The organism is Bradyrhizobium sp. CIR48 (assembly GCF_014198315.1).
Taxonomy (GTDB): Bacteria; Pseudomonadota; Alphaproteobacteria; order Rhizobiales; family Xanthobacteraceae; genus Bradyrhizobium.
The window spans coordinates 354,502-379,696 of the sequence record NZ_JACIHG010000002.1; the positions used below are offsets into that span (position 1 = coordinate 354,502).

Genomic DNA, 25,195 nt, shown 5'->3' on the forward strand with positions numbered 1-25,195 from the left:
CTCGGACAACGACGCCGTTAGTCGCCCCTGAAGACCGGCTTGACCTTGTTGGCGAAGGCCTCGAAGGCGCGCTCGAAATCGGCCGTCGTCATGCACAGGGCCTGGGCAACGGCTTCCGCCTCAATCGCCTCCTCCACCGACATGGCCCATTCCATCGCCAGCATCCGCTTGGTCATGGTGTTGGCGAAGGTAGGCCCTTCCGCGATCTGCTTGGCCAGGACCTGCGCCTGGAGCAGCACCTGCTCCGACGTCACGATGCGGCTGAAGAAGCCCCAGCACTCGCCCTCCTCCGCGGTCATGAACCGGCCGGTATAGAGCAGCTCGGAGGCGCGGGACTGTCCGATGATCCGCGGCAGGATCGCGCAGGCGCCCATGTCGCAACCTGCAAGACCCACCTTGTTGAACAGGAACGCAACCTTGGTCCCGCTTGCCGCGAGACGCATGTCCGAGGCCATGGCGACGATCGCACCGGCCCCGGCACAGATGCCCTCGACCGCGGCTATGATCGGCTGCGGGCAGGCCCGCATCGCCTTGACAAGGTCGCCGGTCATCCGCGTGAAGGCCGTCAGCCCCTTGGTGTCCATCTTCACCAGCGGGCCGATGATCTCGAACACGTCACCACCGGACGAGAAATTGCCGCCGGCGCCGGTGACGACGATGGATTTGACCTCGTCGTCGAAGGCGCAAGCGCGGAAGAAATCGGTCAGCTCCCGATAGCTTTCGAACGTCAGCGGATTCTTTCGTTCGGGTCGGTTGAGCGTGACCGTCGCGACGCCGTCGACCACCGCCAGCACGAAGTGCTGCGGCGAATAGTCCGCGAGCGGAATGGTGACGGGATTTGCTGGTCTGCTCATGCGATCTCCTTGGCTTCGTTGTTCCGCGCCTGCGCCATTCAGGCTAGACCTCGCCCCCGGCCACGGCAATCGCCTGCCCGGTGATCGCGCCGGCGCCCTCGCCGCACAACCAGAGCACCGCGTCTGCCACTTCCCGAGGCGCGATCAGGCGTCCTTGCGGATTGTGTTTCGCGAGCTCTGCGATCGCCTGCTCGCGACTACGCCCCGTCTTGTTCATGATGTTCTCGATGCTGCCCGCGACGAGATCGGTGTCGGTAAAGCCGGGACACACAGCGTTCACGGTGATATTGCTTCCGGCCATCTCGATGGCAAGGGAACGCACCAGACCGATCACGGCATGCTTGGCCGCGCTGTATGCGCTGACATAGGCGTAGCCCTTCAACCCCGCCGTCGACGCGACCGCGACAATTCGGCCATAGGGGCGATCTTTCATGCCCGGCAGCACAGCACGGGCGGCGTGGACCACGCCCATGAAATTGACATCCATCATGCGCGCAAAAAGAGCGGCGTCAGACTTCGCGAATGGCGCCGATTCGGCGCTGCCTGCGTTGGCAATCAGGATATCAATCGGCTGCCGCGCGCTGGCCTCGCTAATAGCGGCCTTCAACGACGTTTCGTCCGAAACATCGGCAACGGCCGCAAAATGCGCGGCGCCGGCGTCGACCGCCTCCGCAAGAGTCGCGGCATTCCGGCCAAGCACCGTCACGATGGCCCCGGCACCGACAAGAGACGCCGCGATCGCGCGGCCGATGCCGCGGCCACCACCGGTCACCAGTGCGTGCGGCGAGTGCGGCAATCCGGACATGCGCAGGCTCCCTCGGATCCAATGATCGTTCCTCCGATATATTTTAACCTTCAAATTTTTGCAACGAAAGCGGCGCCCGTCACGACACGAGAGGGCGGCCCGAAAATTGCTTTAAGTATAAAATTATCGCTTCCCATCCCCCACAGGCCTGTTAGCATCAAGGGCCAAGCAAAAGGATGTCGCGTGTCGCAGCCTGTGCCAATGATAACAAAGGACGGACGCTTCGCCTATGAAGCCGCGGGCGATCCGAATGCGACACCTCTCATTTTCCTGCACGGCATCGGCGGTGCAGCGCGGGCCTGGCGGCGGCAACTTGCCACGTTCGGCGGCGGCTTCCGCGCAATTGCATGGGATATGCCGGGCTACGGCAGATCGGCGCCGCTCGCCAGCGTCAGTATTGCTGCCCTGGCGGAGGCACTCCAGCAATTCATCGAACAACTCGGCGCGGCCAGACCCATCCTGGTCGGTCACTCGATCGGCGGCATGATCGTGCAGAAATGGCTGGTGCAATCTCCAAAGCTGGCACGCGCGGTCGTACTGGCGCAGACCAGCCCTGCCTTCGGCAAGGCCGACGGCGAGTGGCAGAAATCGTTCATCGCGGCACGGCTCGGGCCGCTCGATCGCGGGGAGACGATGAAGTCACTGGCGCCCTCGCTGGTGAAGGAGCTTGTCGGCGACGATCCCGATCCGAACGGGATGGAGCTTGCACGCGAATGCATGGGGAGCGTGCCCGAAGCAAGCTATCGTGCCATGATGCTGGCTCTGATCGGCTTCGATCAGCGCAGCACGCTTGCGAATATTTCCGTCCCCACGCTGTTGCTGTCGGGTTCCAAGGACAACAATGCGCCCGCGCCGATGATGGCAAAGACGGCGAGCTACATCCCTGGTGCCGAATATGTCGAGCTCGCCGGCGTCGGCCATCTCGCCAACCTCGAGCGCCCCGAGGCCTTCGACGAGGCCCTCGGCCGGTTCCTGAACTCTCTCGCGACCAAAGCGTAAGGTGACTGCGCAATGACCATGCAAGTCAGCAAGACGATCGGCACGACCGACAAGGTTGCACTGGATGGGCCGATCTTCGATCCCGTTGCATTCCGCCTCGGCGACGAGCAGGCCGGCATCATCACCCGCGCAAGGGAGATCGGCCAAAGCGTGTTCGCCGCTCGCGCTGCGACCTACGATCGCGAGGCGACCTTCCCGATCGAGAATTATCGCGACCTGCACCGCGTCGGTCTGCTCGGCATTGCCGTGCCCAAGAAACACGGCGGGCTCGGCGCGAACTACCAGACCTATGCTTTGGCGGCTGCCGAGATCGGCCGCTATTGCGGCGCGACCGCGCTGACCTGGAACATGCACGTGTGCTCGACCCTGTGGTCGGGGCCGCTCGCCGACGATCTCGACATGGACGCGGACACCCGCGCCGAGCACGAGCGGCGGCGCGCGGTTCACTACAAGCGCATCGTCGAGGACGGTGCGATCTATTCGCAACCCTTCTCCGAGGGCGGAGCGGCCGCCGCAGGCGGTGTCGCCTTCGGCACGGAAGCAAGGCCCGTCGAGGGCGGCTGGATCGTCAACGGCAAGAAGATTTTTGCATCGCTCTCCGGCCACGCCGACTATTACGGCGTGCTCTGCACCGAGATCGAGGAAGGCGAGAAGGCGTCTCGCCGCAACACGCTTTACCTCGCGATATCAGCCAAGTCCGAAGGCGTCTCGGTCGTCGGTGACTGGGACCCGCTCGGCATGCGCGGAACGGTTTCACGGACGCTTCTGTTCAAGGACGTGTTCGTGCCGACCGACTCTGCACTGATGCCGCGCGGCGTCTATTTCCAGGCCGCGATGCGCTGGCCGCACATGTTCCTGACGTTGTCGCCGACCTATATGGGCCTGGCTCAAGCCGCCTATGACTTCACCGTGCGCTATCTGCGCGGCGAAGTGCCGGGCATGCCGCCGGTCAAGCGGCGGATGTATCCGACCAAGCAGATCGCGGTCGCGCAGATGCAGATCAAGCTCGAGCAGATCAAGGCGATCTGGTTCCAGGCCGTCACCGAAGCCTGCGCCAATCCGAGCAAGGAGCAGGTGCTGCGGGCCTACGCCGCGCAATATTCGGTGATGGAGGGTGCCAACGAGCTCGCCGCGCTCGCGATCCGCACCTGCGGCGGCCAGGCCATGCTTCGCTCGCTGCCGCTGGAGCGGATCTATCGCGACAGCCGCTGCGGCTCGCTGATGCTGCCCTGGACTGCCGAACTCTGCCTCGACCGGATCGGACGCGAGGCGCTGTATGAGACCGGCGAGACGGACGACTGACGGTGGACCTCTGCAGTCTGATCGATCGCAACGCGGCGTTCGCGCCAGACAAGACAGCCATTGCCTTCGAAGGGGAACGGCTGAGCTATGCGGCGTTCGCCGCACGCATCGAACACACCGCGACGGCATTGAAGCAGGAGCTCGGCGTCGGCCGCGGCGACCGCGTCGCCATTCTGAGTCTGAACCGGCCGGACTATCTGGTTCTGCTCTACGCCTGCGCGCGACTTGGCGCGATACTTGTGCCGCTGAACTGGCGGCTCGCGGTCGCCGAGCAGCTCTTCATCCTCACCGATGCGGGCGCCAAGGTGCTGGTGCTCGAGCAGGTTTTTGAGGGCGTTCTTTCCGGGCTCGCCCGGACCGCGCCGGGGACTGCCGTCGTCGGCCTCGACTTCGCACCGCCCCGCGGTACGACATTCGAAAGCCTGCTGGCGCGCAGCGACGGCAGCAGCCGAAATCCGCACACCGATCTCTCCTGCCCGCTGCTGATCGTCTACACATCGGGGACAACCGGGCGACCGAAAGGAGCGGTGCTGCGCCAGGAGGCGCTGTTCTGGAACGGCGTCATGAGCCAGCACATGCACAACATGACGTCCGATGACCACGTGCTGACCGTGCTGCCATTCTTCCACGTCGGGGGCCTCAACATCCAGACTACGCCGGCGCTCCAGTTGGGCGCGACCGTCACGGTCCACGCGCGCTTCACGCCGGATACCGCGCTCACGACCATCGAACAGGAGCGGCCGACACTCACGGTCATGGTGCCTGCGATCATCCAGGCGGTGAGCGAGCATCCTGCCTGGGCCGCCACTGATCTTACGTCACTCAAGGCCGTCGCCACCGGCTCGACCATCGTGCCGCCGCATCTGATCGAGCGTTTCGTCGCGCGCGATGTCCCGGTGCTTCAGGTCTACGGCTCGACGGAAACCTGCCCCATCGCGATCTATACGCGCCTCGGCGGCGACCTCTCGCGGATGGGATCGACCGGACTCGCCGGCCTGTGCTGCGAGGCAAAGATCATCGATCAGGCTGGCAACGAACTGCCGGCGGGCACGCCGGGCGAAATCGCGGTGCGCGGTCCCAATGTGTTCTTCGAATATTGGGGCAATGCGGACGCCACGCGCGATGCGTTGCACGACGGCTGGTATCGCACCGGCGACATCGGCCTGTGCGACGCCGACGGCTATTTCTGGGTCCGCGACCGCAAGAAGAACTTGATCATTTCAGGTGGAGAAAACGTCTATCCGGCCGAGGTCGAGCGCGTCCTGCTCGAACATCCTGACGTCAGCGAATGCGCCGTGATCGGCCGGCCGGATCCGCGCTGGGACGAGGTGCCGATCGCTTATGTGATCCGCAGATCCGGCTCCCGGCTCGAAGCGGATGAACTCAAGACACACATCCAGACGCAACTGGCCCGCTACAAGGTGCCGCGCGATATCGTCTTCGTCACCGACCTGCCGCGCACCGCGCTCGGCAAGGTCCAGCATTTCCTGCTGAAGCAGCTCGATGCGCAGTCGCGCGCGCAAGGAGAAGCATCTTGAAGATTGCAGTTCTGGGTGGGGGAAACGGCTCTTTCGCGGCCGCCGGCGATTTTGCGCTGTCGGGGCATGACGTGCGGCTCTGGCGCCGCGATGCCAATCAAGTCGCGGCACATCGCGCCGCCGGCTCGCGCATCCTGGTCAAGGATCACAACGGCCGCCACGACGTGAAGCTCGCGCTGGTCACGACCGACATCGCCGAAGCTGTCAACGGCACCGAGCTGATCCTGTGCCCCGCGCCTGCCTTCGCGCAGACCGATATCGCTCGCCTGCTCGCCCCGCATCTGCGGGACGGTCAGGTCGTATTTCTGCCCCCGGCGACATTCGGCTCGATGATCTTCGCAGAGGCCGCGCGGGAAGCTGGGAACCAGGCCAAGGCAAGCTTTGCCGAAACCGGCACATTGCCGTGGCTCACCCGCAAGCACGGACCGTTCGAGGTCGCGATCACCATCCGCGCCAAACGGCTTCCAGTCGGCGTGTTCCCGCTCGACCGGGCACCGCATGCGCTCGAGGTCATCGGACGCGCTTTCCCCGATACGATCGAGCCGTGCGGAGACGCGCTGTCCGGTGCGCTGATGAATGCAGGGCCGATCATCCATCCGCCGCTGATCGTGATGAATGCAGGTCCAATCGAACATTTCGAGCGCTGGGACATTCACAAGGAAGGCACGCAGGCCGCGATCCGCCGGGTGACCGACGCGCTTGATGCCGAGCGGATTGCCGTACGCGAAGCGCTCGGCTACGGCGCACCGCATTTCCCGCTCGCTCATCACTATGCGAAAGAAGGCGAGATCTGGATGTATGGCCGCGGCTCGCATGACCGGCTGACGGATTCCGGCGACTGGCGCGAGCGGATCGTGCTGACGGAGCACCGCTACATGCGTGAGGACCTGCGGCTTGGGCTGTCGCTGCTGGTTTCCGTCGGCGGCCTGGCTGGCGTGGCCACGCCGCTGGCCAAAGCTTTCCTGTCGATCGGCGGCGCGGTCTGCTGCGAGGATTTTGCGCGAGGTGGCCGCACGCTCGAGATGCTGGGGCTTGGTAAGCTCAGCAAGGCTGAATTGCAGACGTTGCTTCGCAATGGATTTTGACCGATGACCAATCGCGCCGATATCGTCTGTCTGGGGGCTGGCCGCATGGGACGCGGCATCGCCGTCGCGTTTGCCTACGCCGGGCATCAGGTCACGATGATCGACGTCAAGGCGCGCTCCGCGGAGGAGTTTGCCAAGCTGGAGGCGGACGCGCTCGGTGAGGTCGCGAAGACCTTTGCCAGCCTGTCGAAGCTGGGGCTGCTGACGGAGGCGGATGTCGATCCGCTCGTTGCGCGCGTCTCGGTGGTGCCCGCCAGCCAGAGCGGGGCAGCACTCTCCGAGGCCGGTATGGTTTTCGAAGGGGTTCCGGAGGTCGTCGAGCTCAAGCGCGAGGTGCTTGGGTCAGCCTCACGGCAGGTTCGACCCGACACGATCATGGCATCGACGACGTCGACCATCCTCGTCGATGATCTCTCCGACGCGATCGTGAATCCTCGCCGCTTTCTCAACGTGCATTGGCTCAACCCGGCCTATCTGATTCCGCTGGTCGAGGTTTCGCCCGGCAAGACCACCGATCCGGCAATCGTCGCCGAGGTCAAGGGACTGCTCGAAGGCATCGGCAAGGTTCCGGTCGTCTGCGCGGCGACGCCCGGCTTCATCGTTCCGCGCATCCAGGCGCTGGCGATGAACGAGGCCGCACGCATGGTCGAGGAAGGCGTCGCCAGTGCCGAGGAGATCGACAAGGCGATCCGCTACGGTTTTGGCTTCCGCTACGCGGTACTCGGACTGCTCGAATTCATCGACTGGGGTGGCGGCGATATCTTGTACTACGCCAGTCGCTATCTCGAAGGCGCGCTTGGCAGCGACCGTTACCGCGCGCCGGACGTCATCTCACGCAACATGCATGAAGGTCGGATCGGGTTACGCACGGGTGCCGGCTTTCTCGACTATTCGGGCATGGACGTTGACGCCTATCGCGTAAAGCGGCTTCAGGCCATGGTGGATCTGCTGCACCATTTCGACCTTGCGCGTCCACCCGTGCTCGACCGCAATTAGCCGAAGACGTCCTGCAACACGCCTTCGCGAACGACCGCGACGCCATCGAGCTCGATGGTCGTTCCCATCATCGGCAGGTCGAAATGCCCCGCCGTGTAGCGGCCGGCGAATTCGTTCGCGCCGGTCGAGAACAGGAAATTGCCGGAGACGGCCCGAATCTCGGTGCCATTGGTGTCGCGCTGATCATACATCGACAGCGCTTCATAACGCGCACCGGGGTTCATGCCGAAACCGACATGCGAGACGGCGTAGGCCTCGCGGTCGCCCCACGCAGCGAGATAGGCGCGCATCATCGCGGCATCCGTGCCCTCGCCTTCCAGCTCGACGACATAATCGTCCTTCAGCGTCATCTTGACCGGCGAGGTCAGATAGCGCTTGAAGGTCAGGTTGATGTCGCCCGGCGCCATCACCAGCGTGCCGTTGATGGTCCCGCTCTTGGGGAAGCTGACGACGATTCCACCTGGCCAATGCGCCAGCGTGCCGGGCTTGTCGGTCCAGCCCCACACACCGACCGTGGAGGCGCCGACCATGTCGACATCGAGCGCCGTGCCGGCCTTCGAGGTCACCCGCATCCGCTTGGTCCCGCGCAGCATCTTGGCCGCCGCACGGACGCGCTTCTCGAGCGCGGGATCCGGCACCATCCGCTCCAGCGCTTCGGGATGCTCGTTCGAGATCACCAGGATCCGCGCGCCGGCCTTGAGGATCTCCGGCGTCTCCACCGCGTGCATCAGGCCCTCGATGGTGCAATCCACCACGAAACGGGCCTGCTGAAGCGCGGTGATGACCGGACCAAGCTTCTGGATCGCCTCGCTCGCCCCCGTTGAGCGAACCGGAACGATATTCCGGTTGCGTGGTGTCGGCATCACCACGTGAAACGGCCGAGCGCCCATGCGCAGCAGCGCGAGCTCCGCCAGATGCACATTCAACGCACGCGACTGGGTTTCCGAGAGGATCGCGGCGGTATCGCCGGCCTTGACGGCGCAACGTTCAAAGATCTCGCAAAATGCGTCGATCCATTTTGCCTCGATGCGATCAGCCAGCATGGTTCACTCCCGGTCTTCTGGTTTCTTCTTGGTCGGTTCACGCCTCGGGAAAGCCCCGCAGCAGGTACGAGCGCAACGCGCCGAGGAGGCCATTCAAGATCAGGCCCAGCAGCGAGATCGTGATCAGCGGCACGAACATGTCGACGGCCTGAAAAGTTCGCGCCGCGGTCACGAGCGCGTGCCCCAATCCGTCCGTCGACGTGATCATCTCTGCCAGAAACACCACGATGCAGGAAATGACAAGCCCGATCCGGCATCCGGTCAGGATCGACGGCATCGCCGCCGGCAGCACCACCTTGAAGAGGATTTCGTAGCGCGGCGTTCCCGCCGCCATCGCCGACCAGATCAGCTTCTGTTCGACGGTCGACGCGCCGTAATAGGTCGAGAGCAGAATGGGAAAGAGCGCGTCCGCGGCTACCAATGTGATCTTCGACCCGTGGCCGAATCCGAGCAAGAGCAGGAGTGCCGGATAGAGCGCGACCTTGGGCAGCGGCGCTAATACGCGGACGATCGGCCGAACCACGGCATTGATCGCCGGATTGGCGGCGGCGGCAATGCCGATAGTGACACCCAGCACGACCGCAATCGCGAAGCCGGCAAACAGCCGGACCAGGGTTGCGGCGATCTCCTGCTGAAACGTCCACGTCACGAGTTGCTGGAGCAGCCGGCTGAAGACGAAGCCCGGCGGCGGCAGCAAGACCGCGGGCGCGAAGCCGAATGACACCAGGCCTTGCCACAAGGCGATGACCAGCACGATCGGGGCAATGCCGAGAAGGACGTTTGCGGAGAGAAAGCGCGACATCACGAAAAACTCAGCGGCATGTCGAACTGAGGCTCGGACCAACGCACGAGTCTGGCCCGAACCCTTTCAAAAATCGCGTCGAGACAGATACCCATCGCGCCCACGATGATGATCATCGCAAAGACGGTGTCGTATTGGCCCATGTCGAGCGCATTGAACAGGATATTGCCGGCGCCGGACTGGCGGGCGATCATCTCACTGGTGATCATCGTGATCAGCGCCAGCACCAGTCCCGTGCGGCAGCCGGTCAGGATCTCCGGCAGCGCCGCGGGCAACACGATCCGCACCAGGCGTTGTGCCGGCGAAAGCCCCATCGCGGCACCTGACCACAGCATCTTCTCTTCGACGGCCTTGGCCCCCTCGAAGCTGTGATAGATCACGGGAAGGCTGACGCCCAGGAAGATCACCAATGTCTTGGTGACGTCGCCGACGCCCAGCCAAAGCATGATGATCGGCATCAATGCCGCCTTCGGCACCGGATAAATGACCATCAGGAGCGGATTGAAAAAGGCCGCGACACCGCGGCTGCGTCCCATCAACAGGCCCAGCGGAATCGAAACCAGCACCGCCACACCGAACCCTATCGCCATGCGGCGAAGCGAGGCCAGAATGTTGATCAGGGATTCCTTGTCGCCAAGAATATCCGGAATTGCCCGGATCGCCTCGGTTGCCGTCGGGAAGCTGTCGTTCTTGAGCGCAAGTGACGCAACCTGCCACACGGCCAGCAACCCGATGCAGGCCAGCACCGGAGCGGCCCGTCTGATCAAGGTGGCCGACGACATCATGATGCCGGCCCGGCTTCGTCGCTTTCATCGAACATGCGCTCGATATCGACGACGTACTTCTGATAGCGGGGGTCGAGCAACAGCTCGTTGCGGCGGCGCGGTCGCGGCAGATCGATGTCGATCACCTCGCGGATGCGGCCGGGCGATTTCGACATCATCACGACTTTGTCCGAGAGAAAGACGGCTTCGTCGACCGAATGGGTGACGAACAGCACCGTCTTGCGGTCGCGCTCCCAGATGTTGAGAAGGTCGTTCTGCAGCCGCGTCCTAGTGTGCGCGTCGAGCGCACCGAACGGCTCGTCCATCAACAGCACTTCCGGATGGTAAGCAAGCGTCCGCGCCAACGCCACGCGCTGCTTCATGCCGCCCGACAATTCCTTGGGGTAGAAGCTCTCATAGCCCTTGAGGCCAACCATTTCGATCAAGGCCCGGCTTTGCGCTTCCGCTTCGGCGGCGCGCACTCCTTGCTGACGCGGGCCATACATCACGTTGCCCAGCACGGTCTTCCAGGGAAACAGCGCAAATTCCTGGAACACCGGTCCGCGATCCGGACCGGGACCCGTGATCGCATGTCCCTTGATCTTCGCCGAGCCGCTGGTCGGACTGACAAAACCGCCGACGATATAAAGCAGTGTCGACTTGCCGCAGCCGGACGGCCCAAGGATGGAGACGAAGGCGCCCTCCTCGATCGTCAGCGAGATCTCGGAAAGCGCCACATGATCCTTGCGCGCCGAAGTCTGAAAGACCTGCGAGACGCGGTCGATCTCGATGATTGCAGAAGCCGGCTCTTGTGATCTCACCGGTCTCACCCATTCGCTCGATCTCGCAGGCACTACCGTCATCCCGTCTCACTCGCGCGAACATTCCTCGACGAACCTGCTGAACGTTCTCCGCCAGCGGCATGAGCTTAGCAAGAAACCTGCCAGACAGGCGGTCGATTTCGCACCCGTACGGTGCGTCATTCGAACCACGGCCATTCTGCCGGGCCTTCATGCGTCACGGCTCCGCCTGGCGCCTGCCCCACCAGTCGCGCATACTTTGCGAGCGCGCCTGCACGGTGACGCGGCGGACGTTGCTTCCAATCCCGTCGCCGCGCTGTGAGTTCCTGCTCATCGAGCAGCACATCCATCCGCCGGTTTGCGGCATCGATCCGGATCCTGTCGCCGTCGCGAACGAGCGCCAGCGGACCGCCAACAAAAGCTTCGGGGGCCACGTAGCCGATGCACATGCCGCGGGTCGCGCCGGAGAACCGGCCATCGGTGATCAGGGCGACCTTTTCGCCCATGCCCTGCCCGTAGATCAACGCGGTGACGCCGAGCATCTCGCGCATGCCGGGGCCGCCGACCGGCCCCTCATTGCGGATGACGAGAACCTCGCCCGCCTTGTAGCTGCGGTCACGAACCGATGCGACGCAAGCTTCCTCGTCCTCGAAAACGCGCGCCACGCCTTCGAAGAATTGACTCTTCAAACCTGCGACCTTGATCACCGCACCGTCGGGACAAAGATTTCCCTTCAGCACCGCCACGCCGCCGTCAGGCATGATCGGCGCGCCCGCCGCGTATACGACTTCTCCATCGGGCGCGTTGGCGGTGCCATACTCTTCGGCAAGTGTCCGGCCGGTGATGGACAGGCAGCCGCCATCGATGTGCCCGCTCTGGATCAGTTCACGGATCACGACCGCCGCGCCACCGATGTCGTAGACATCCTTTGCGGTGTACTTGCCCCCGGGGCGCAGATTTCCGATCAACGGCGTCCTGGCGAAGACCTCGCCCACATCATCGATTGTGAATGCAATGCCGGCCTCGTTCGCGATCGCCGGCAGATGCAGCGCGGCATTGGTCGAACCACCCGTCGCCGCAACGATCGCCGCGCCGTTCTCGAGGGACTTCCGCGTCACGATGTCGCGAGGCAACGGCCCGCCGCGTTCCAGCATCTCCATGATCAGGCGTCCGGCGCGCCGAGATATCTGCGCACGCTCGGCATAGACGCCGGGCACCATCGAGACGTTGGGGATAGTCAGGCCCATCGCCTCCGAGACCATTCCCATGGTGTTGGCGGTGAACTGGCCGGCGCACGCGCCGATCGTCGGCAAGCAGGCACGTTCGATCCGCTCCAGCGTGGCGCCGTCGATCTCACCCGTCATGAAGCTGCCAACGGCCTCATAGGAATCGAGCACCGTCAACGTGCGCCCGTCCACGCGGCCCGGCAGCGCGCTGCCGCCATAGATGAAGATGGAGGGCACGTTGCAGCGAACCATGCCCATCATCACACCGGGAAGCGTCTTGTCGCATCCGCCGTATCCGATCAGCGCATCGTAGGCCAGACCATGGACGACGGCCTCGATCGAGTCGGCGATCAGTTCACGCGAAAACAACGAGAACTTCATTCCCTCGTGGTTCATGCTGATGCCGTCAGAAACCGACACGGTCGAGAATTCACGCGGCGTGCCGCCGGCCTCCTCGATGCCCGTTTTGGCCGCGGCCACCTGAAAATCGTGGGTCATGTTGCAGGGCGTCTGCTCGCCCTTCATGCTGACAACGCCCACCATCGGCTTGGCAATCGCAGCGTCGTCGAGCCCCATCGCGCGCATGAATGCGCGGTGCGGGGCCCGGTCGAGACCGTCAGTCGTGACTCGTGATCGCAACTTCTTCATACGTGCATCTTCTTCGTGCCTCGTCCCGGATGACCCGGGACGCCCGCGAGCACCTGGCTCGGATCATCCGCCTGGTGGCCTTACTGCAGCGGCGCGACGATCGTCGGATGCTTGAACTGCGAGACATCCAGCTTCGGCAGCATTCCGGTCTCGGCGTAGATGTCCAGCATCTTCTGGATTGCCGGGAAGTTCGGCGCCGCGCCCGGATCACGGCCGAAATCGTTATCCTTGAGCAGGTAGGTCTCGAGCACCGGGAGCGGCGCCTTCAGCACTTCATTGACGACCTTGAGAGTCTCCTCGCGGTTGGCCAGCGCCTTTTTCATGCCCGAGGTGATGTCACGGACATAGGTCTTGACCAGTTCCGGGTTCTTGTCGACGAAATCGGCACGGCAGGCTTCCAGGATATGCACGATGTTCGGCATGGCCTGGGACAGCGAGAAGAGCTTCCTTGTACCGCCCTTTGCCTCCGCCCGCGCGGCGAACGGCTGGTTCATATTCACCGCATCGACGCGGCCTTGGCGCAGCGCATCCTCGGAGACGGCAAAGCCGACCTCGACCAGCTTGATATCCTTGGCCGGATCGACGCCATTCTGCTTCAGGAGCAGGTTGAACGGGCCTTGCGTACCGCCGCCAATCACGGAAATGCCAACCGTCTTGCCCTTGAGGTCGGCAATCGTCTTGATCGGCGAGTCATCCATCACGGCCCAGTAGACCGAGAAGCCGCCGGGCTTCTCGAACACGTGCTGCGCCACGATGTAGGCTTTGAGATTGCCGCCGACCACGCCATTGGCGAGGGAGAGCGGCGCCTGCGTCGCGCAGTCCAGCGCGCCGGCTGCCAGGGCCTGCGTCATCGGCGCGGTGCCCTGGAATTGGGTCCATTCGATATTGTAGGTCTTGCCGATACTGGGAAACTCAGCCGGGCGGCGCATCATCCAGTACTTCGATTCCTCGGCCGGGATCGTCCAGCCGACGCGGATCGTCTGCTGCGCCCATGACGGGCTTGCCCCCGCGCTCACGGCCGCTGTCGCCCCCAAAGCCAGGATCCATCTCGAAACGGTACGCATCGTGCCCACTCCGCTGCTCCGGCGCCGACCGGCGCCACCCAACCCCGACCGGGCTCAAATCTTTCATGGTTCAAACAATCAGGCAAGCCATGCGAGCCCGGCGGTTTTGCCGTCCGACGCACAATGTATGGTAAAGCCACGTCGCGCTGCGACAGAAGGAGGCAACCTATGGCTGATGCGAGCATGGCAAACCCGCAACGCGTCGAGAGGCTCGGCTATCTCGGCCTTGGCCTGATGGGAACGCCGATGACCCGACGCCTGCTCAAGGCCGGCCATCAGGTCACTGTCTGGAACCGTTCGGAGGGCAAGGTGGCTCCGCTCGCCGAGGCCGGAGCCAGGCGCGCAGCCACGCCTCGTGATCTCCTGACGAACTCCGATATCGCCTTCATGTGCGTGACGGATGCCGCGGCTGTCGAGGAGGTGATCTTCGGGCCTGAGGGGCTGGCGGCGGCGCCCGGCGCAGGCAAGCTTGTCGTCGACTTCTCATCGATACATCCCGACGCCGCCCGCGATCTGGCAAAGCGACTGAATGCCGCCAATGGCGCCGGCTGGATCGATGCACCGGTTTCCGGCGGAACGAAGGGCGCCGAGGAAGGCACCCTTGCGATCATGGCCGGCGGAGAAGCAGACGAGATCGAGAGGGCTCGCCCCTACGTGCTGGCCATGGCGCGCAGGTTCACCCACATGGGCCCGACCGGCGCCGGCCAAACCACGAAACTCTGCAATCAGGTGATCGTGGGATGCGCGATGGCCGTGCTGGCAGAAGCCACGCGCCTGGCCGTCAACGCGGGTATTGACGCCAATCGCCTGCCCGAAGCGCTCGCCGGCGGCTTCGCGGACTCGATCCCGCTTCAGCTTTTCGTGCCCAGAATGGTCCAGGGCATTCACTCGCCCCCGCTCGGTCATATTGCCACGATGCTCAAGGATCTCGATACGGTCGCCGACGTCGCGCAGGCAACGTCGACGCCGGTGCCGATGGCCACGCTTGCGGGCCAACTTTTCCGGCTCGCGAAGGCCGCACGCGGCGCGGAAGCAGACGCGCTGGAGATTTACAAGCTTTCAGCGGCAGAGCGCTAAGCTGTCGAGCGCGATCTGAAGCACGTCAAGGCGACGTCTTGCGCTCGTCATCTGCGAGGAATCGGCCGAACGTCCCCCGCGCGAAGAGCAGCGGCTCCTTCGCACCGTAGGTATAGGCCTCGACCGCGCCGAGAAAGATCACGTGGTCGCCGCCATAATAGCGATTCACGGAGCGGCATTGAAAGTTGGCGACGCTCTCCGCAAGCACCGGCGCTCCGCCGAGGCCCGGCGTCCAATCCACACCTGTGAACTTGTCGTCCGACGATTTGGCGAATTTTGACGCAAGCGCCTGCTGCGAAGCGCCAAGCACGTTGACGGTGAAATGGCTGGCGTTCTGGAAGATGGTCAGACTAGAGGAATAGACGACCAGGCTCCACAGGACCAGTGGAGGGTTCAGCGAGACGGAGGCGAACGAATTACAAGTCAGTCCGTAGGGCTTGCCGTCAGGCGCTGCGGCCGTGATGATCGCCACGCCCGTTGCATAGGTTCCGAGCGCGTTGCGAAAGTCGCGAGGATCGATCGACGAGCTGTCGCTCGCGAACTCGTTGGCGGGATCGGGAGCGCCGGGCTGCTGCGGCAGATCATTCATCGGCCGGCCTCAGAGCGTGAGATTTTCGGACGGCAGGCCCAGCGCCACCCGTCCATAGTTGGTCCCGGCCGCATCGAAATTGAATGCGAGATGCGAGTTGATCGCGTGCGCATCGCGGAATTGCCGCTGCAACACGCCGGTTGTGAACAGACCGCGCGCGCCACTCGCGGCAAACAGCATCGAGACCGCGTCCGTGCACAGGTTCACCGAAAAAGATCCGTCGCGCCGATAACGGGTCTTGGTCGCCATGCCAGGGATGTGACCAAGCCGCGCATCCTCCATGGCATCGAGGCACGCCGACCGCATGATCAGGCGCGCGGCGTCGATCTTCGCCGAGGCCTCCGCGATCTTGATCTGGGTGCTTTGAAAATCGCTCAATTTGGCCCGGTTGTAGGTTGAAATACGATGACGTGCGACCTCCGTATAATCGTCGAGGCACGCTTGCGCATTCCCCAGCGCGACACCGGAGAGGACGTATGGAAACAGCGAGAACACGGGCAGCGCATAAAGCGGATTTGGATTGACCGTACTTCCCGGCGTCGGGCCGCCTGAGAGGTCGCCGACGGCGACTGTCATATGGTCAGCCACGAAGACATCCCTGACCTCCACGTCGCAGGACCCCGTCCCGCGCAGTCCCGCGACGTTCCAGGTGTCCAGCACGCTGTAATCGCCTTTCGGCAGCAGAAAGATGCGATACTCGATGCCGTCCGCCTCGTCGTCGGAATAGACCACGCTTGCAAGCATGTTCCATTCGCAGGAGGCAACGCCGGACGAGAATGGCCAGCTGCCGCGCAGCTGATAACCGCCCTCGACTCGCGTGGCGCGTCCGGCGGGAAAAATGAACGAGGATGCGATCAGCGCATCCGGATCACGGCCCCAGACCAGATCCTGCGCCTTTTGCTCGAACATGCCGAGCATCCAGTGGTGGCTCGCCAGATTGGCGAGATTCCACGCTACCGATGCATCCGCCTGTCCGAGCAGCTCAGCGCAGTCGACCAGTGCGACATAGTCGAGCTCGGCGCCGCCAATCCGTGCCGGTTGGAGCATCCGGAACAGGCCGGCTTCATGGAGGTCTATCTCGGTTTCCGACGGGAGATGCCGCAGCTCCTCCGTCCGCGCCGCCCGCTCTCGTAGTCTCGGCACGAGGGCCCGGGCCTTCGCGATCATCGCCGAATAGGCGCGTTCGCCGGCTTCCGGCCCGGTGGGCTGACCCATGCTCGGCTTTCGACCAGGCGCCATTCGTGTCCCTCACTTTGGCGTATTTATGCGGCCGGCCCCTTACCAAATCAAGTCAATGCGGCAGGCATCATGAAGGCATCGATTCCGATGCCTTCATGATGCCTCTTGCCAGCGGACTAACGGCTCCGGCTTAAACCGGAGTCGAAGGCTTGCCCGAGCCAAAGACGCCCCTCCGGGTAAACTCCGCGATCCGATGCTCGTCATAACCGAGCATGCTGCGCAAGACGTCCTCGGTATGCTCGCCTAACAGAGGGGCCGCAACGGGATCGATCGCGCCGGTCAGGCTCATGGTAATCGGCGGCTCGATGTTGGGTACCCATTCCGCTGTACGGTGCGGAATGCGACTCAAGCGATGGCGCTCGCGAGCCTCTGGCGCATTGAACCCCTCCTCGACCGTCCGGAGATAGCCGACCGGAATATTGGCCAGCTTCATTTTCGCCATCCAGTTCTCGAGCGTATCGCTGGCAAAGACCCCTGCAATGGCTGCTCGCAAAAGCTCCTTGTTCTCGGAGCGGGCCTTGCGCGTGGCAAACTGCGGATCGGTGATGAGATCAGGCCGGTTCAGCACCTCGACCACGAGCCGGCGATACAGCCGATCGTTGGCGCAGGCCATGTAGAGCGGCCCATCGGAGGCCTCATAGACGCCGACGGTGGGAGACCCGCTCGGCGAATTGCCGAACCGGCCGGGGTTTTCGCCGTTGATGAGATACGCCATGCCGTAAAAGCCGGTCATCCCCATCGCAACGTCGAACAAGGCGACTTCGACATGCTGCCCGCGACCGAGCCGGTCCCGCGCCAACAGCGCCATCAGGATGGCGTTACAGGCAGACATCCCAGTTGCCATGTCCACGATGGGCGGCCCGGTACGAACCGCTGGGCCGTCGGCAAATCCGTTGAGCGACATGAAGCCGCTTTCCGCCTGCGTGATGGGATCGAAGCCGGGGCGCGAGGCGAACGGTCCGGAACGTCCGTAGGCGGAGATCGAGCAATAGACCAGCCGTGGATTGAGCGGGGCGACCGCCTCATAGTCGAGCCCGAACTTCTTCATGACCCCGCTCGAGAAATTCTCCACGACCACATCCGCCTTGCGGATCAGATCCAGCGCGATCTCACGGGCCTCCGGCACGGCAAGGTCGAGCGCAATGCCGCGCTTGTTGCGGTTCAGGCTGAGATAGGCGGCGCTTTCGCCGCCAATTTCGGCGTGCTCGTAAGCGCGCGTGTCGTCGCCGCCGTCGGGATTTTCGATCTTGATGACCTGCGCACCAAAATCGGCAAGCGTCTGCGTGCAGGCTGGGCCGGCGACGACACGCGTGAAATCGATGACCAGCAGACCGTCGAGCGCACTCGGCCCTTCCGTCGCTCGCGACGAACGTTCCGGCAATTGAGGCTTGGTCGGCATCGATAGCGCTCCCTTACATCGGCTTGTGGTCGCCGAATTTCCTGCAGGAGCAAGCTTAAAGCCCGGCGCCGCCAACTTCGCAAGGGCCTCGCTCGCTTCACCTGAAACGCAAAAACGGCCCGGCAGCGTCAAGCTGCCGGGCCGTTAGATATTTGAGCGTATGGAGGCTGCGCGCATCTTGCGCAGCAATTCTAGTCTGAGAAGGTCACGTTCCGCATCACGGGAAAACCACTCCAATTGCTCAGCGCAGCCACTTTCGCCAATAAAGCGTATGCGACCAGGCCCAGGGCGATTCGGGCTCGTACAGCCGATAACCCGCATGGATGAAATTGTTGGCAGATACCGGATTGTCCGTCGTATCGGAGACGATGCTGTCCCATCCCAGACGCCGCCCTCGTGCCTCGATCGCTCGCATCAGCCTGAGTTGAAGTCCCCGCCCCCAATGCTGCTGCAAGACCCCGACCCGGCAAAAATATCCGCTGTTTCGCGCATGTGTCGACGGCACAACGCCGGCGAAGGCCACCGCGTCATCATCATGATAGGCGAGCCACCACGTACCCGATTCGAACTGCGGCAGGGCCGCCCCACCGAAGAATGTCAGCCGGTGCAGATCGCCGAGAATCTCGGCAGTCTCATCATCGTCGGCATCGACGATACGAATTCTGTACATGGGATACCTATTGGCGGGGTAATCGGGAGCGCGCGAACTGCGACTCCGTAGCGGTCGAGGCTCACTTGCCCAGCACGACCTTGACACCGAGCCAGACCGCACCCATCAGACCGGTCGCAATGACTGTGATCACCGCCTTGAAGGTGTAGCTCTGCGCTTGTTCCACGCTCTTCCGCCAGCGCCGCAGGTGCTGGAAGTCAGCTCTGAGCTCTTTCCGGTCATCGTCTTCGATCCCGAACGAGGCCAGGACCGATGCCACCGCCTTCAATACGATGGCATCGACGCTCTCCTGCTGAACTCGGTGCTGCTCGGCCAGTGTCTCAGCGACAATCGCCCGGATCTCCTCGTCTTGAATCTTCACCGCTTGATGATCCTCGCAACATTCTCGAAGCCGCGTTTGGCGAAATAGAAAGAGACGACCAGATTGGCCGTGATTGCCGCAAATCCCGCCAAAGCGTCAGTCGAGCCAAATCCAAGGACCTTGTCCCAGACCAGCAGCTTTGCGAAGTAGAGCGCCACGCAATAGCCCATCAGCTTGTCGGGCTCGTAGACGCGAGCGATATCAGATAGGCAGTCATCATCCCTCCATAAGAAAGAAAATGCGCGGCAGATCGCGCCAGGCGAGGCGCGATCGTTTCGGGCGCGAACCCTATCTCCGTGTCTTCCGGAGACCGCAGCGGCGCGGGCAACTGGCCCCAGCGCCGCGGGCCGGCACGTTCGCGCGTGCACGGCCGGCAATGGTTCGGACGGCGGCGCGCCGATCGGCGCTCCAGGTTTGACGAGTGCGTGGCCGTAATGCGCCGCCGCCGTCCGATCTCGGAAACCGAGACGAAAAAACCCGCAGCGGATGTGCTCCGCGCGGGTGAACCAAACTCGTCTCGATGATGTCACTATGCCGGTGTTTTGCCCGACGTGTCAAAGCCCCGTTGAAATGAAACAGCCCGCTGCAGACATTCTCCGCGCGGGCTGAACCAAACTTCTTTCGATGATGCCAATATACCGGTGTTTTGCCCGACGCGTCAAACGAACTTACCGGCCCGGCGAAAGTTAGCCGATCAGGAGGATCGGTGAGATGACATCTGAGAAGACGTCACCAGAGACATCGCGACAATTGCCCGGAGCCAAGCCGCGCATCGACAAGGAGCGCGAGACGCAGGAGGCGATCATCGAAGACGCAGGCGAGACAAAGGAGAGCGATCGCGATCTCGTTCACGGCGATGGCGGCACCATCGACATTCCCGCCAAGCCCGGTGATTTGTCGAAGGACGATTAGGCGGACCGGCGCCCGGGCGGGAACTTATCCGACGAGAGGCGCGTTGAATGCTTCGTCAGAAGGAACGTTCCTGTGAGCCGCACTGTCCTGGTTGTTGACGACGATCCCGCCGTCCTCGACGTGATCGTTGGCATGCTGGAAGATCTCGGCTGCGAGGTGATCAGCGCCCAAAGCGGCCTGGATGCACTCGAACGGCTCGAGCAGAACCAGGGCATCTCCATCCTCATCACTGACATCAACATGCCGGGCATGGATGGTCATGAACTGGCCGAGCTGGCCAAGCGCGTCCGCCCGGAGCTGAAGATGCTGCAATTGTCGGGTCGCGAGCCCCGGCGCGGCGGCCTTCCGATGATCAGGAAGCCGTTTTCGTTCGAGGAGCTCGCCGACATCATGCAGCGGACCACCGGCATCAGCTGACCATCCAATGCCGCAAAAGAAAACCCGCCGCAGATTGCTCCGCGCGGGCTGAACCGAACTCTTTCGATGATGCCTTTATGCCGGTGTTTTGCCCGACGTGTCAACGCGGCGAACGCGGAGGAGGAAGTCCCTCCTCCCAACTCGATATGTGGTGCGCAACGGGCTTGCTTCAAGTCCCCGCCTCTGCCGTAGAACCCCCGACCCGGGAAACATCCAGAGCAACCAGCCGAGGGGTCACGACATGCCTGTACTGCTTCCGACGTCCCGTTCTCGCCGTCAGCCACAGGGAGCCGGCGCGCGGAACCGGATGCAGCCCGACCACGCCGTGGTGATCGCCGGCGGCGGCCCGACCGGGCTGATGCTGGCCGCGGAGCTCGCGCTCGCCGATGTCGACGTTGCCGTCGTCGAGCGCCGTGCCGACCAGGCACTGGTCGAGACGCGCGCCGGCGGACTGCACGCACGCACGATCGAGATCCTCGATCAGCGCGGCGTTGCGGATCGCTTCCTGCGCGAGGGACAGATCGTCCAGCTCGCAGGCTTTGCCTGGACGCGGCTCGACATCAGCGACCTCCCGACAAGGCACGCTTACGGGCTGGCGCTGCGGCAGAACCACATCGAGCGCATCCTGGCGGACTGGGTCGAAGAGCTCGTCGTGCCGATCTATCGCAATGTCGAGCTCACGGGCTTCGCACAGGACGAAGCCGGCATCGACGTGACGCTCGCCGGCGGCGAGACGTTGCGCGCAGATTATCTCGTCGGCTGCGACGGCGGTCGCAGCCTGGTGCGCAAGGCCGCCGGCATCGATTTCGCCGGCACCTCACCGACGCTCAGCAACCTCATGGCCGAGGTCGAGATGCGCGAGGCGCCGGAATTCGGCCTGCGTCATGATGCGCTCGGCTTTCACGGCCTCAGTAAGACCGAGAGCGGCCGCGTGCTGGTCGTCGTGACGGAAGCAACGCTCGCGCGCAGCGGCGAGCCCTCCTTGCGCGATCTCAGCGATGCGCTCGTCGCGGTCTACGGCACCGACTTCGGACTGCAAAATCCCGCCTGGATCTCCCGTTTCACCGATGCGGCACGGCAGGCCGTAACCTATCGCAAAGGACGCGTGCTGCTCGCCGGCGATGCCGCGCATATCCATCACTCCGTCGGCGGGCAAGGCCTCAACCTGGGTGTGCAGGACGCCGTCAATCTCGGCTGGAAGCTGGCGCAGGTGGTGAAGGGCGTCTCGCCCGACAGCCTGCTCGACAGCTACCATGCCGAGCGCCATCCCGTCGGCGCGCGCGTGCTGCGCAACACCATGGCGCAGATCGCCCTGCTCCGCCGCGGCGACGACGGCCTCAAGGCCGCGCGCGACACCGTCTCCGAATTGCTCGGCATGGACGAGCCGCGCAAACGTTTTGGCGCCATGATGAGCGGGCTCGACATCCACTATGATCTCGGCGAAGGCCACGCGCTGCTGGGGCGGCGCATGCCGGATCTCGATCTGACGGTCGAAGGGCAGAAGCTAAAGCTGTTCACGCTGCTGCACGGGGCGCGCGGCGTGCTGCTCAATTTCGGCAAGCGAGGCGGCATCGACATCGGCCCCTGGAAGAACCGGATCGATGTCGTCGATGCCCGCACCGATTGCGTATGGGAGCTTCCGGTCATCGGCCAGGTCACCGCCCCGGGCGCAGTGCTGGTGCGGCCCGACGGGCACGTCGCGGGGGTGGGAGATGAGAGCCAGCACGGGCTTGAGGAGGCGGTGAGGCGGTGGTTCGGACCGGGTGCGGCGGCGGCGTAGCGCCCGTACTCCTGAATTGGGCGCTAGTTCGGCGGCCCCTGATGTCCGCTCGTCTCTCCAGACGAGCACAAACAGCGGACATCATCGAAGATCGCCGATGGGCCAGTTGCGGTCACCCTCCTTACTCGCGCGGAACTGCAGCAGCTTGATCGACGAGATTGGTATTGGCCGCAAGTTTATGCGAACGCGCAAAAACGATCCGAGACGTAGCAGGTATCTCGGCTTCGGCTCTACCGTCTTGGCCGATGAGGATCAATCCGGCGCCGCCATTTGCTACATTCAGAATAATCGGGTCCCCGCTCCAGGTCATGATCGGCTCCATTCCGATGATGAGGAACTCGCCTATGGGCTGGTCGAAATATTGGATGCGCAATTGTGGTCCGACCTCTGCCGGTGCGAGTTCAAAGCCGAGTTTTTGAGCACGTGAGTAGAGGTCAGCTAACGTCACACTATCGCTCGTGAACCCAAGTTGCGTCGGGGAGACGAGTGCAAGCTCCATGTCTGTCTTCTGAGAAGCAGTAATAAAGGACGGTCGGGCAAGGATTTCGCCCGCTTGGCTGCCCACACTGCATCGCATGCTGTCCATTGCATCGCGCAGCTTAAGTGAGTCGGCGAACGTGCCTATTGCAATTGTCTTCCACATCGCAATGTCGCGCTCGGATTTAATAAGCCGTTGAGGCGCTTCGGACGCGCGTGTCTTGAATTTCAGCTGTCTCTCCAAAACATCGCGAGCTGCGCACTGGGCCTGCGTCGTACTGCTTGCGAGCTGAAGGATGCAAACTGAAAGGATTAAAACAACTAAGTAGTGGCACGCCGTGCTTCTGTTGTGACGATTGACTGAAGTGCATTGGGTTATGCTTTTTGGAATAGACATGGCGGAATCACTTTTTCGATCAAGCTGACAGAAAAAGCCCGCCTCCGAGTCAAGGGGAAGAACGGAGGGAAATGACGTCCATGAACATTCCCCGGCCGCTTTTGAAATGCGTCCGGAGGCGGGGCCTATGGCTTCAAGAATTCCAATTTCCAAATTGCAGGCTGCAGTCCGTAAGCCTGATCAAGCCTGCCCATCAGAACTAAGGCACGATGTGAATGAAGCATAGCAATGTGGTTGCATCCGCTCAATATGCCAAAAGTCTGCTACGGATCGTTAGCGCGGCTTGGAAGGTCGGCCGGTTGCTTCCGGTCTACCCCAACGAGTCGACAACTGGGGACGCCGCCCGAACCTCGCCTTCGGTCCAGAAGGCGAATTACTCCGATGATAAGCGCGGGGATTTCCGGCCCAGGCAGTATGTGCGCCGTCGCTCTCTCCCATTTGTCAACCTGGCTGACGGTAATCGCCCGGAATTGCTGTTGCGCGAACTATTGGATGGAGTCTTCCGGCACCAGCCATGATGAACGTGTCTTCGTAAAACTGGTCGTGGTGGTGAAGTTCGGCGCATGTGTGACCGGCTGCATTAGCGGTGTCATGGCGCGCGATATGGACTTCGAGGTGAACGGCGCCGTTGAAGTTACCATCGCCTGCACCTCTTCCCTATGAACCAATGGCCGGCCGCAGCGCGACCGGCGACGGTGTCGTCATGCTGGCGGGCGCGCAGCCGCGGTAGACGATTGGACTGATGATCTGATCAATCGGAAAAGGAATTATCCAACAGAGGAGTATCCTATGAAGTTGGCTCAAATATCAGCGCTAGTCATTTGTCTGCTCGGCGCGCCGGGAATTTCGTTGGCCGCGGACGCCAAGGGGGACGTGCAGCAGGCTTACGCCGCTTGGGATGCCGCATTCAACAAGCACGACGCGAAAGCCATCGGAGCTTCCTATGTCGCGACGGCAAAATTGATGCCGCCCACACATCAGGTGGCGTCAGGTCCGGCTGAGATCGAGAGTTTCTTTGCCGGACTCTTCGCGAACGGTGTGACGGGTCACAAGTTGGAGATGATCGACGTCGGCGGAGATGACAAGGTTGTATTCGGCACAGCAAAGTGGAGTGCCACGGGTAAGGACAAGGAGGGCAAGCCATCTCCGTTGGGTGGTTTGGCGATGCACGTATTCGAACGCCAAGCCGACGGCTCGCTCAAATTGAGGCTGCAAACATTCAACTAAAGCGGTCGAAGCTTCATCGGTCCGGTGAGGCGGCAGCCTCACCGGACACCAAAGGGCTACTTGTCCCGGTGCGGCGCCTTGAACCTTCGCGCGGTTCCGATGACCCACGCACGTGGGCAGGGAAACGGAGGTTTCCATGACCAGTTCCAATGGACGCCAAGTGCATCTTTATCGGTTGATGGTAGCACGCACGGTGGGATTGTGTGCGGTCACATCTTTCAGCATCAACACAGCCCATTCACACGACCTGATGCGACCAGAACTGAACGCTTGGTTCAAAAGTCTCAAGAACAAGGCAGGTGAGCCGTGCTGTGATGGAGGGGACGGCCAATATGCGGAGGCCGAGTGGGATACAGCAAAGAATGGCTATAGAGTCCTTCTGAAAAATCCGCAGCGGCCAAGCGAACGCGGGCAATGGTTTGACGTGCCAAACTCTGTCGTGCTCAACCGGCAGAACCTCAGCGGCAGGGCGATGGTTTGGTGGTGGCCAACCTACGCCGATGGAAGAATGACTCCTTTGTGGCGCTGCTTCATTCCCGGACCGGAGGGATGATCCTCCTCCCTTGGCAAACATAGCATTTTAAGTCCGCTACGAGTCGGAAGCAGTAACGCTATGGCCGACTAGAAGATTTCGGGAACATCGAATCTCCGCGTGCTCTGTCAATGTCGGTAAGCATCAAACTGGACAGTTTTCCCGAAACCCTTACTTGGGTGGGTGCAAGCC

Annotated in this window: 26 protein-coding genes and 1 pseudogene; 12 read left to right on the top strand and 15 right to left on the bottom strand. The window is 62.8% G+C overall.

Going from position 1 to position 25,195, the window contains the following annotated elements; all coding sequences use genetic code 11:
* Nucleotides 1-17 precede the first annotated feature (17 nt).
* Nucleotides 18-854, bottom strand: coding sequence for an enoyl-CoA hydratase family protein (locus GGD66_RS08005; RefSeq protein WP_183257342.1), 837 nt, complete (start codon nt 852-854; stop codon nt 18-20).
* Nucleotides 855-897: 43 nt separating this feature from the next.
* Complete coding sequence (locus GGD66_RS08010; protein WP_179735656.1) at nt 898-1,659, bottom strand: SDR family NAD(P)-dependent oxidoreductase; 762 nt, start codon at nt 1,657-1,659, stop codon at nt 898-900.
* A 183-nt stretch (nt 1,660-1,842) separates the two neighbouring features.
* Here GGD66_RS08010 and GGD66_RS08015 point away from each other — a divergent pair, with 183 nt between their 5' ends.
* From GGD66_RS08015 to GGD66_RS08035, 5 genes are read left to right on the top strand one after another with little or no spacing between them, the layout of a single operon-like run.
* Nucleotides 1,843-2,658, top strand: coding sequence for an alpha/beta fold hydrolase (locus tag GGD66_RS08015; RefSeq protein ID WP_026202152.1), 816 nt, complete (start codon nt 1,843-1,845; stop codon nt 2,656-2,658).
* Between the two features lie 12 nt (nt 2,659-2,670).
* Entirely contained in the window at nt 2,671-3,960 is a 1,290-nt protein-coding gene (locus GGD66_RS08020) for an acyl-CoA dehydrogenase family protein (RefSeq protein WP_183257343.1), read from the top strand.
* Nucleotides 3,961-3,962: 2 nt separating this feature from the next.
* Nucleotides 3,963-5,498 (top strand): class I adenylate-forming enzyme family protein, encoded by a 1,536-nt coding sequence (locus GGD66_RS08025; RefSeq protein WP_183257344.1) that lies wholly within the window; start codon nt 3,963-3,965, stop codon nt 5,496-5,498.
* Nucleotides 5,495-6,583 carry an NAD/NADP-dependent octopine/nopaline dehydrogenase family protein gene (locus GGD66_RS08030; RefSeq protein ID WP_183257345.1) on the top strand — a complete coding sequence of 363 codons (1,089 nt, stop codon included), beginning with the start codon at nt 5,495-5,497 and terminating at the stop codon, nt 6,581-6,583. Before GGD66_RS08025 ends, GGD66_RS08030 begins: the two co-directional genes overlap by 4 nt.
* 3 nt (nt 6,584-6,586) lie before the next feature.
* On the top strand, nt 6,587-7,579 hold the full coding sequence (locus GGD66_RS08035) for a 3-hydroxybutyryl-CoA dehydrogenase (RefSeq protein WP_183257346.1): 993 nt from the start codon (nt 6,587-6,589) through the stop codon (nt 7,577-7,579).
* On the opposite strand, the gene GGD66_RS08040 is transcribed toward GGD66_RS08035, so the two are convergent.
* The 6 genes from GGD66_RS08040 to GGD66_RS08065 all read right to left on the bottom strand — a co-directional run bounded on the left by GGD66_RS08040 (nt 7,576) and on the right by GGD66_RS08065 (nt 13,926).
* Complete coding sequence (locus GGD66_RS08040) at nt 7,576-8,622, bottom strand: peptidase M29 (RefSeq protein WP_183257347.1); 1,047 nt, start codon at nt 8,620-8,622, stop codon at nt 7,576-7,578. The genes GGD66_RS08035 and GGD66_RS08040 overlap by 4 nt on opposite strands.
* 37 nt (nt 8,623-8,659) lie before the next feature.
* Nucleotides 8,660-9,424: an ABC transporter permease gene (locus GGD66_RS08045; RefSeq protein WP_183257348.1), complete on the bottom strand. Its 765-nt coding sequence runs from the start codon at nt 9,422-9,424 to the stop codon at nt 8,660-8,662.
* Entirely contained in the window at nt 9,424-10,209 is a 786-nt protein-coding gene (locus tag GGD66_RS08050) for an ABC transporter permease (RefSeq protein ID WP_028142596.1), read from the bottom strand. The genes GGD66_RS08045 and GGD66_RS08050 overlap by 1 nt, the downstream gene beginning before the upstream one ends.
* Nucleotides 10,206-11,051, bottom strand: a complete 846-nt coding sequence (locus tag GGD66_RS08055; protein WP_049814925.1) for an ABC transporter ATP-binding protein — start codon at nt 11,049-11,051, stop codon at nt 10,206-10,208. The genes GGD66_RS08050 and GGD66_RS08055 overlap by 4 nt, the downstream gene beginning before the upstream one ends.
* Before the next feature lie 116 nt (nt 11,052-11,167).
* The gene (gene ilvD, locus GGD66_RS08060) at nt 11,168-12,862 is read right to left on the bottom strand and encodes a dihydroxy-acid dehydratase (protein WP_183257349.1); all 1,695 of its coding nucleotides are present in this window, start codon (nt 12,860-12,862) and stop codon (nt 11,168-11,170) included.
* Between the two features lie 80 nt (nt 12,863-12,942).
* Entirely contained in the window at nt 12,943-13,926 is a 984-nt protein-coding gene (locus tag GGD66_RS08065; protein ID WP_183257350.1) for an ABC transporter substrate-binding protein, read from the bottom strand.
* Nucleotides 13,927-14,094: 168 nt separating this feature from the next.
* Here GGD66_RS08065 and GGD66_RS08070 point away from each other — a divergent pair, with 168 nt between their 5' ends.
* Nucleotides 14,095-15,003, top strand: coding sequence for an NAD(P)-dependent oxidoreductase (locus tag GGD66_RS08070; RefSeq protein WP_183257351.1), 909 nt, complete (start codon nt 14,095-14,097; stop codon nt 15,001-15,003).
* 25 nt (nt 15,004-15,028) lie between these two features.
* Here the strand turns inward: GGD66_RS08070 and GGD66_RS08075 are convergent, their stop codons facing one another.
* The 6 genes and pseudogenes from GGD66_RS08075 to GGD66_RS08100 all read right to left on the bottom strand — a co-directional run.
* Entirely contained in the window at nt 15,029-15,592 is a 564-nt protein-coding gene (locus GGD66_RS08075) for a flavin reductase family protein (protein WP_018319227.1), read from the bottom strand.
* Nucleotides 15,593-15,601: 9 nt separating this feature from the next.
* Nucleotides 15,602-16,807: an acyl-CoA dehydrogenase family protein gene (locus tag GGD66_RS08080; RefSeq protein WP_246788791.1), complete on the bottom strand. Its 1,206-nt coding sequence runs from the start codon at nt 16,805-16,807 to the stop codon at nt 15,602-15,604.
* Nucleotides 16,808-16,961: 154 nt separating this feature from the next.
* Nucleotides 16,962-18,230 (bottom strand): CaiB/BaiF CoA-transferase family protein, encoded by a 1,269-nt coding sequence (locus GGD66_RS08085; protein ID WP_183257353.1) that lies wholly within the window; start codon nt 18,228-18,230, stop codon nt 16,962-16,964.
* Nucleotides 18,231-18,471: 241 nt separating this feature from the next.
* Nucleotides 18,472-18,900 (bottom strand): GNAT family N-acetyltransferase, encoded by a 429-nt coding sequence (locus GGD66_RS08090; protein WP_183235347.1) that lies wholly within the window; start codon nt 18,898-18,900, stop codon nt 18,472-18,474.
* Between the two features lie 61 nt (nt 18,901-18,961).
* Nucleotides 18,962-19,261 (bottom strand): hypothetical protein, encoded by a 300-nt coding sequence (locus GGD66_RS08095; RefSeq protein ID WP_092260851.1) that lies wholly within the window; start codon nt 19,259-19,261, stop codon nt 18,962-18,964.
* A pseudogene (locus GGD66_RS08100) lies at nt 19,258-19,455 on the bottom strand (hypothetical protein); the annotation flags it as partial. The pseudogene GGD66_RS08100 and the gene GGD66_RS08095, both read right to left, overlap by 4 nt.
* Nucleotides 19,456-19,972: 517 nt before the next feature.
* Between GGD66_RS08100 and GGD66_RS08105 the strand changes: the two are divergent.
* From GGD66_RS08105 to GGD66_RS08115, 3 genes are all read left to right on the top strand, one after another.
* Complete coding sequence (locus tag GGD66_RS08105) at nt 19,973-20,173, top strand: hypothetical protein (RefSeq protein ID WP_092260849.1); 201 nt, start codon at nt 19,973-19,975, stop codon at nt 20,171-20,173.
* A 72-nt stretch (nt 20,174-20,245) separates the two neighbouring features.
* A complete protein-coding gene (locus tag GGD66_RS08110) occupies nt 20,246-20,590 on the top strand; it encodes a response regulator (RefSeq protein WP_183257354.1) in 345 nt (114 codons plus the stop codon).
* A gap of 241 nt (nt 20,591-20,831) precedes the next feature.
* Nucleotides 20,832-22,370, top strand: coding sequence for an FAD-dependent monooxygenase (locus GGD66_RS08115; RefSeq protein WP_183257355.1), 1,539 nt, complete (start codon nt 20,832-20,834; stop codon nt 22,368-22,370).
* A 121-nt stretch (nt 22,371-22,491) separates the two neighbouring features.
* Here the strand turns inward: GGD66_RS08115 and GGD66_RS08120 are convergent, their stop codons facing one another.
* Nucleotides 22,492-23,244, bottom strand: a complete 753-nt coding sequence (locus GGD66_RS08120) for a hypothetical protein (protein WP_183257356.1) — start codon at nt 23,242-23,244, stop codon at nt 22,492-22,494.
* 492 nt (nt 23,245-23,736) lie between these two features.
* Between GGD66_RS08120 and GGD66_RS08125 the strand changes: the two genes are divergently transcribed.
* The 3 genes from GGD66_RS08125 (at nt 23,737) to GGD66_RS08135 (ending at nt 25,024) form a co-directional block, all read left to right on the top strand.
* The gene (locus GGD66_RS08125; protein ID WP_177237327.1) at nt 23,737-23,907 is read left to right on the top strand and encodes a hypothetical protein; all 171 of its coding nucleotides are present in this window, start codon (nt 23,737-23,739) and stop codon (nt 23,905-23,907) included.
* 126 nt (nt 23,908-24,033) lie between these two features.
* Nucleotides 24,034-24,471, top strand: a complete 438-nt coding sequence (locus GGD66_RS08130) for a nuclear transport factor 2 family protein (protein WP_092260841.1) — start codon at nt 24,034-24,036, stop codon at nt 24,469-24,471.
* A gap of 136 nt (nt 24,472-24,607) precedes the next feature.
* Nucleotides 24,608-25,024: a hypothetical protein gene (locus GGD66_RS08135; RefSeq protein WP_244550751.1), complete on the top strand. Its 417-nt coding sequence runs from the start codon at nt 24,608-24,610 to the stop codon at nt 25,022-25,024.
* The last annotated feature ends 171 nt before the right edge of the window (nt 25,025-25,195 follow it).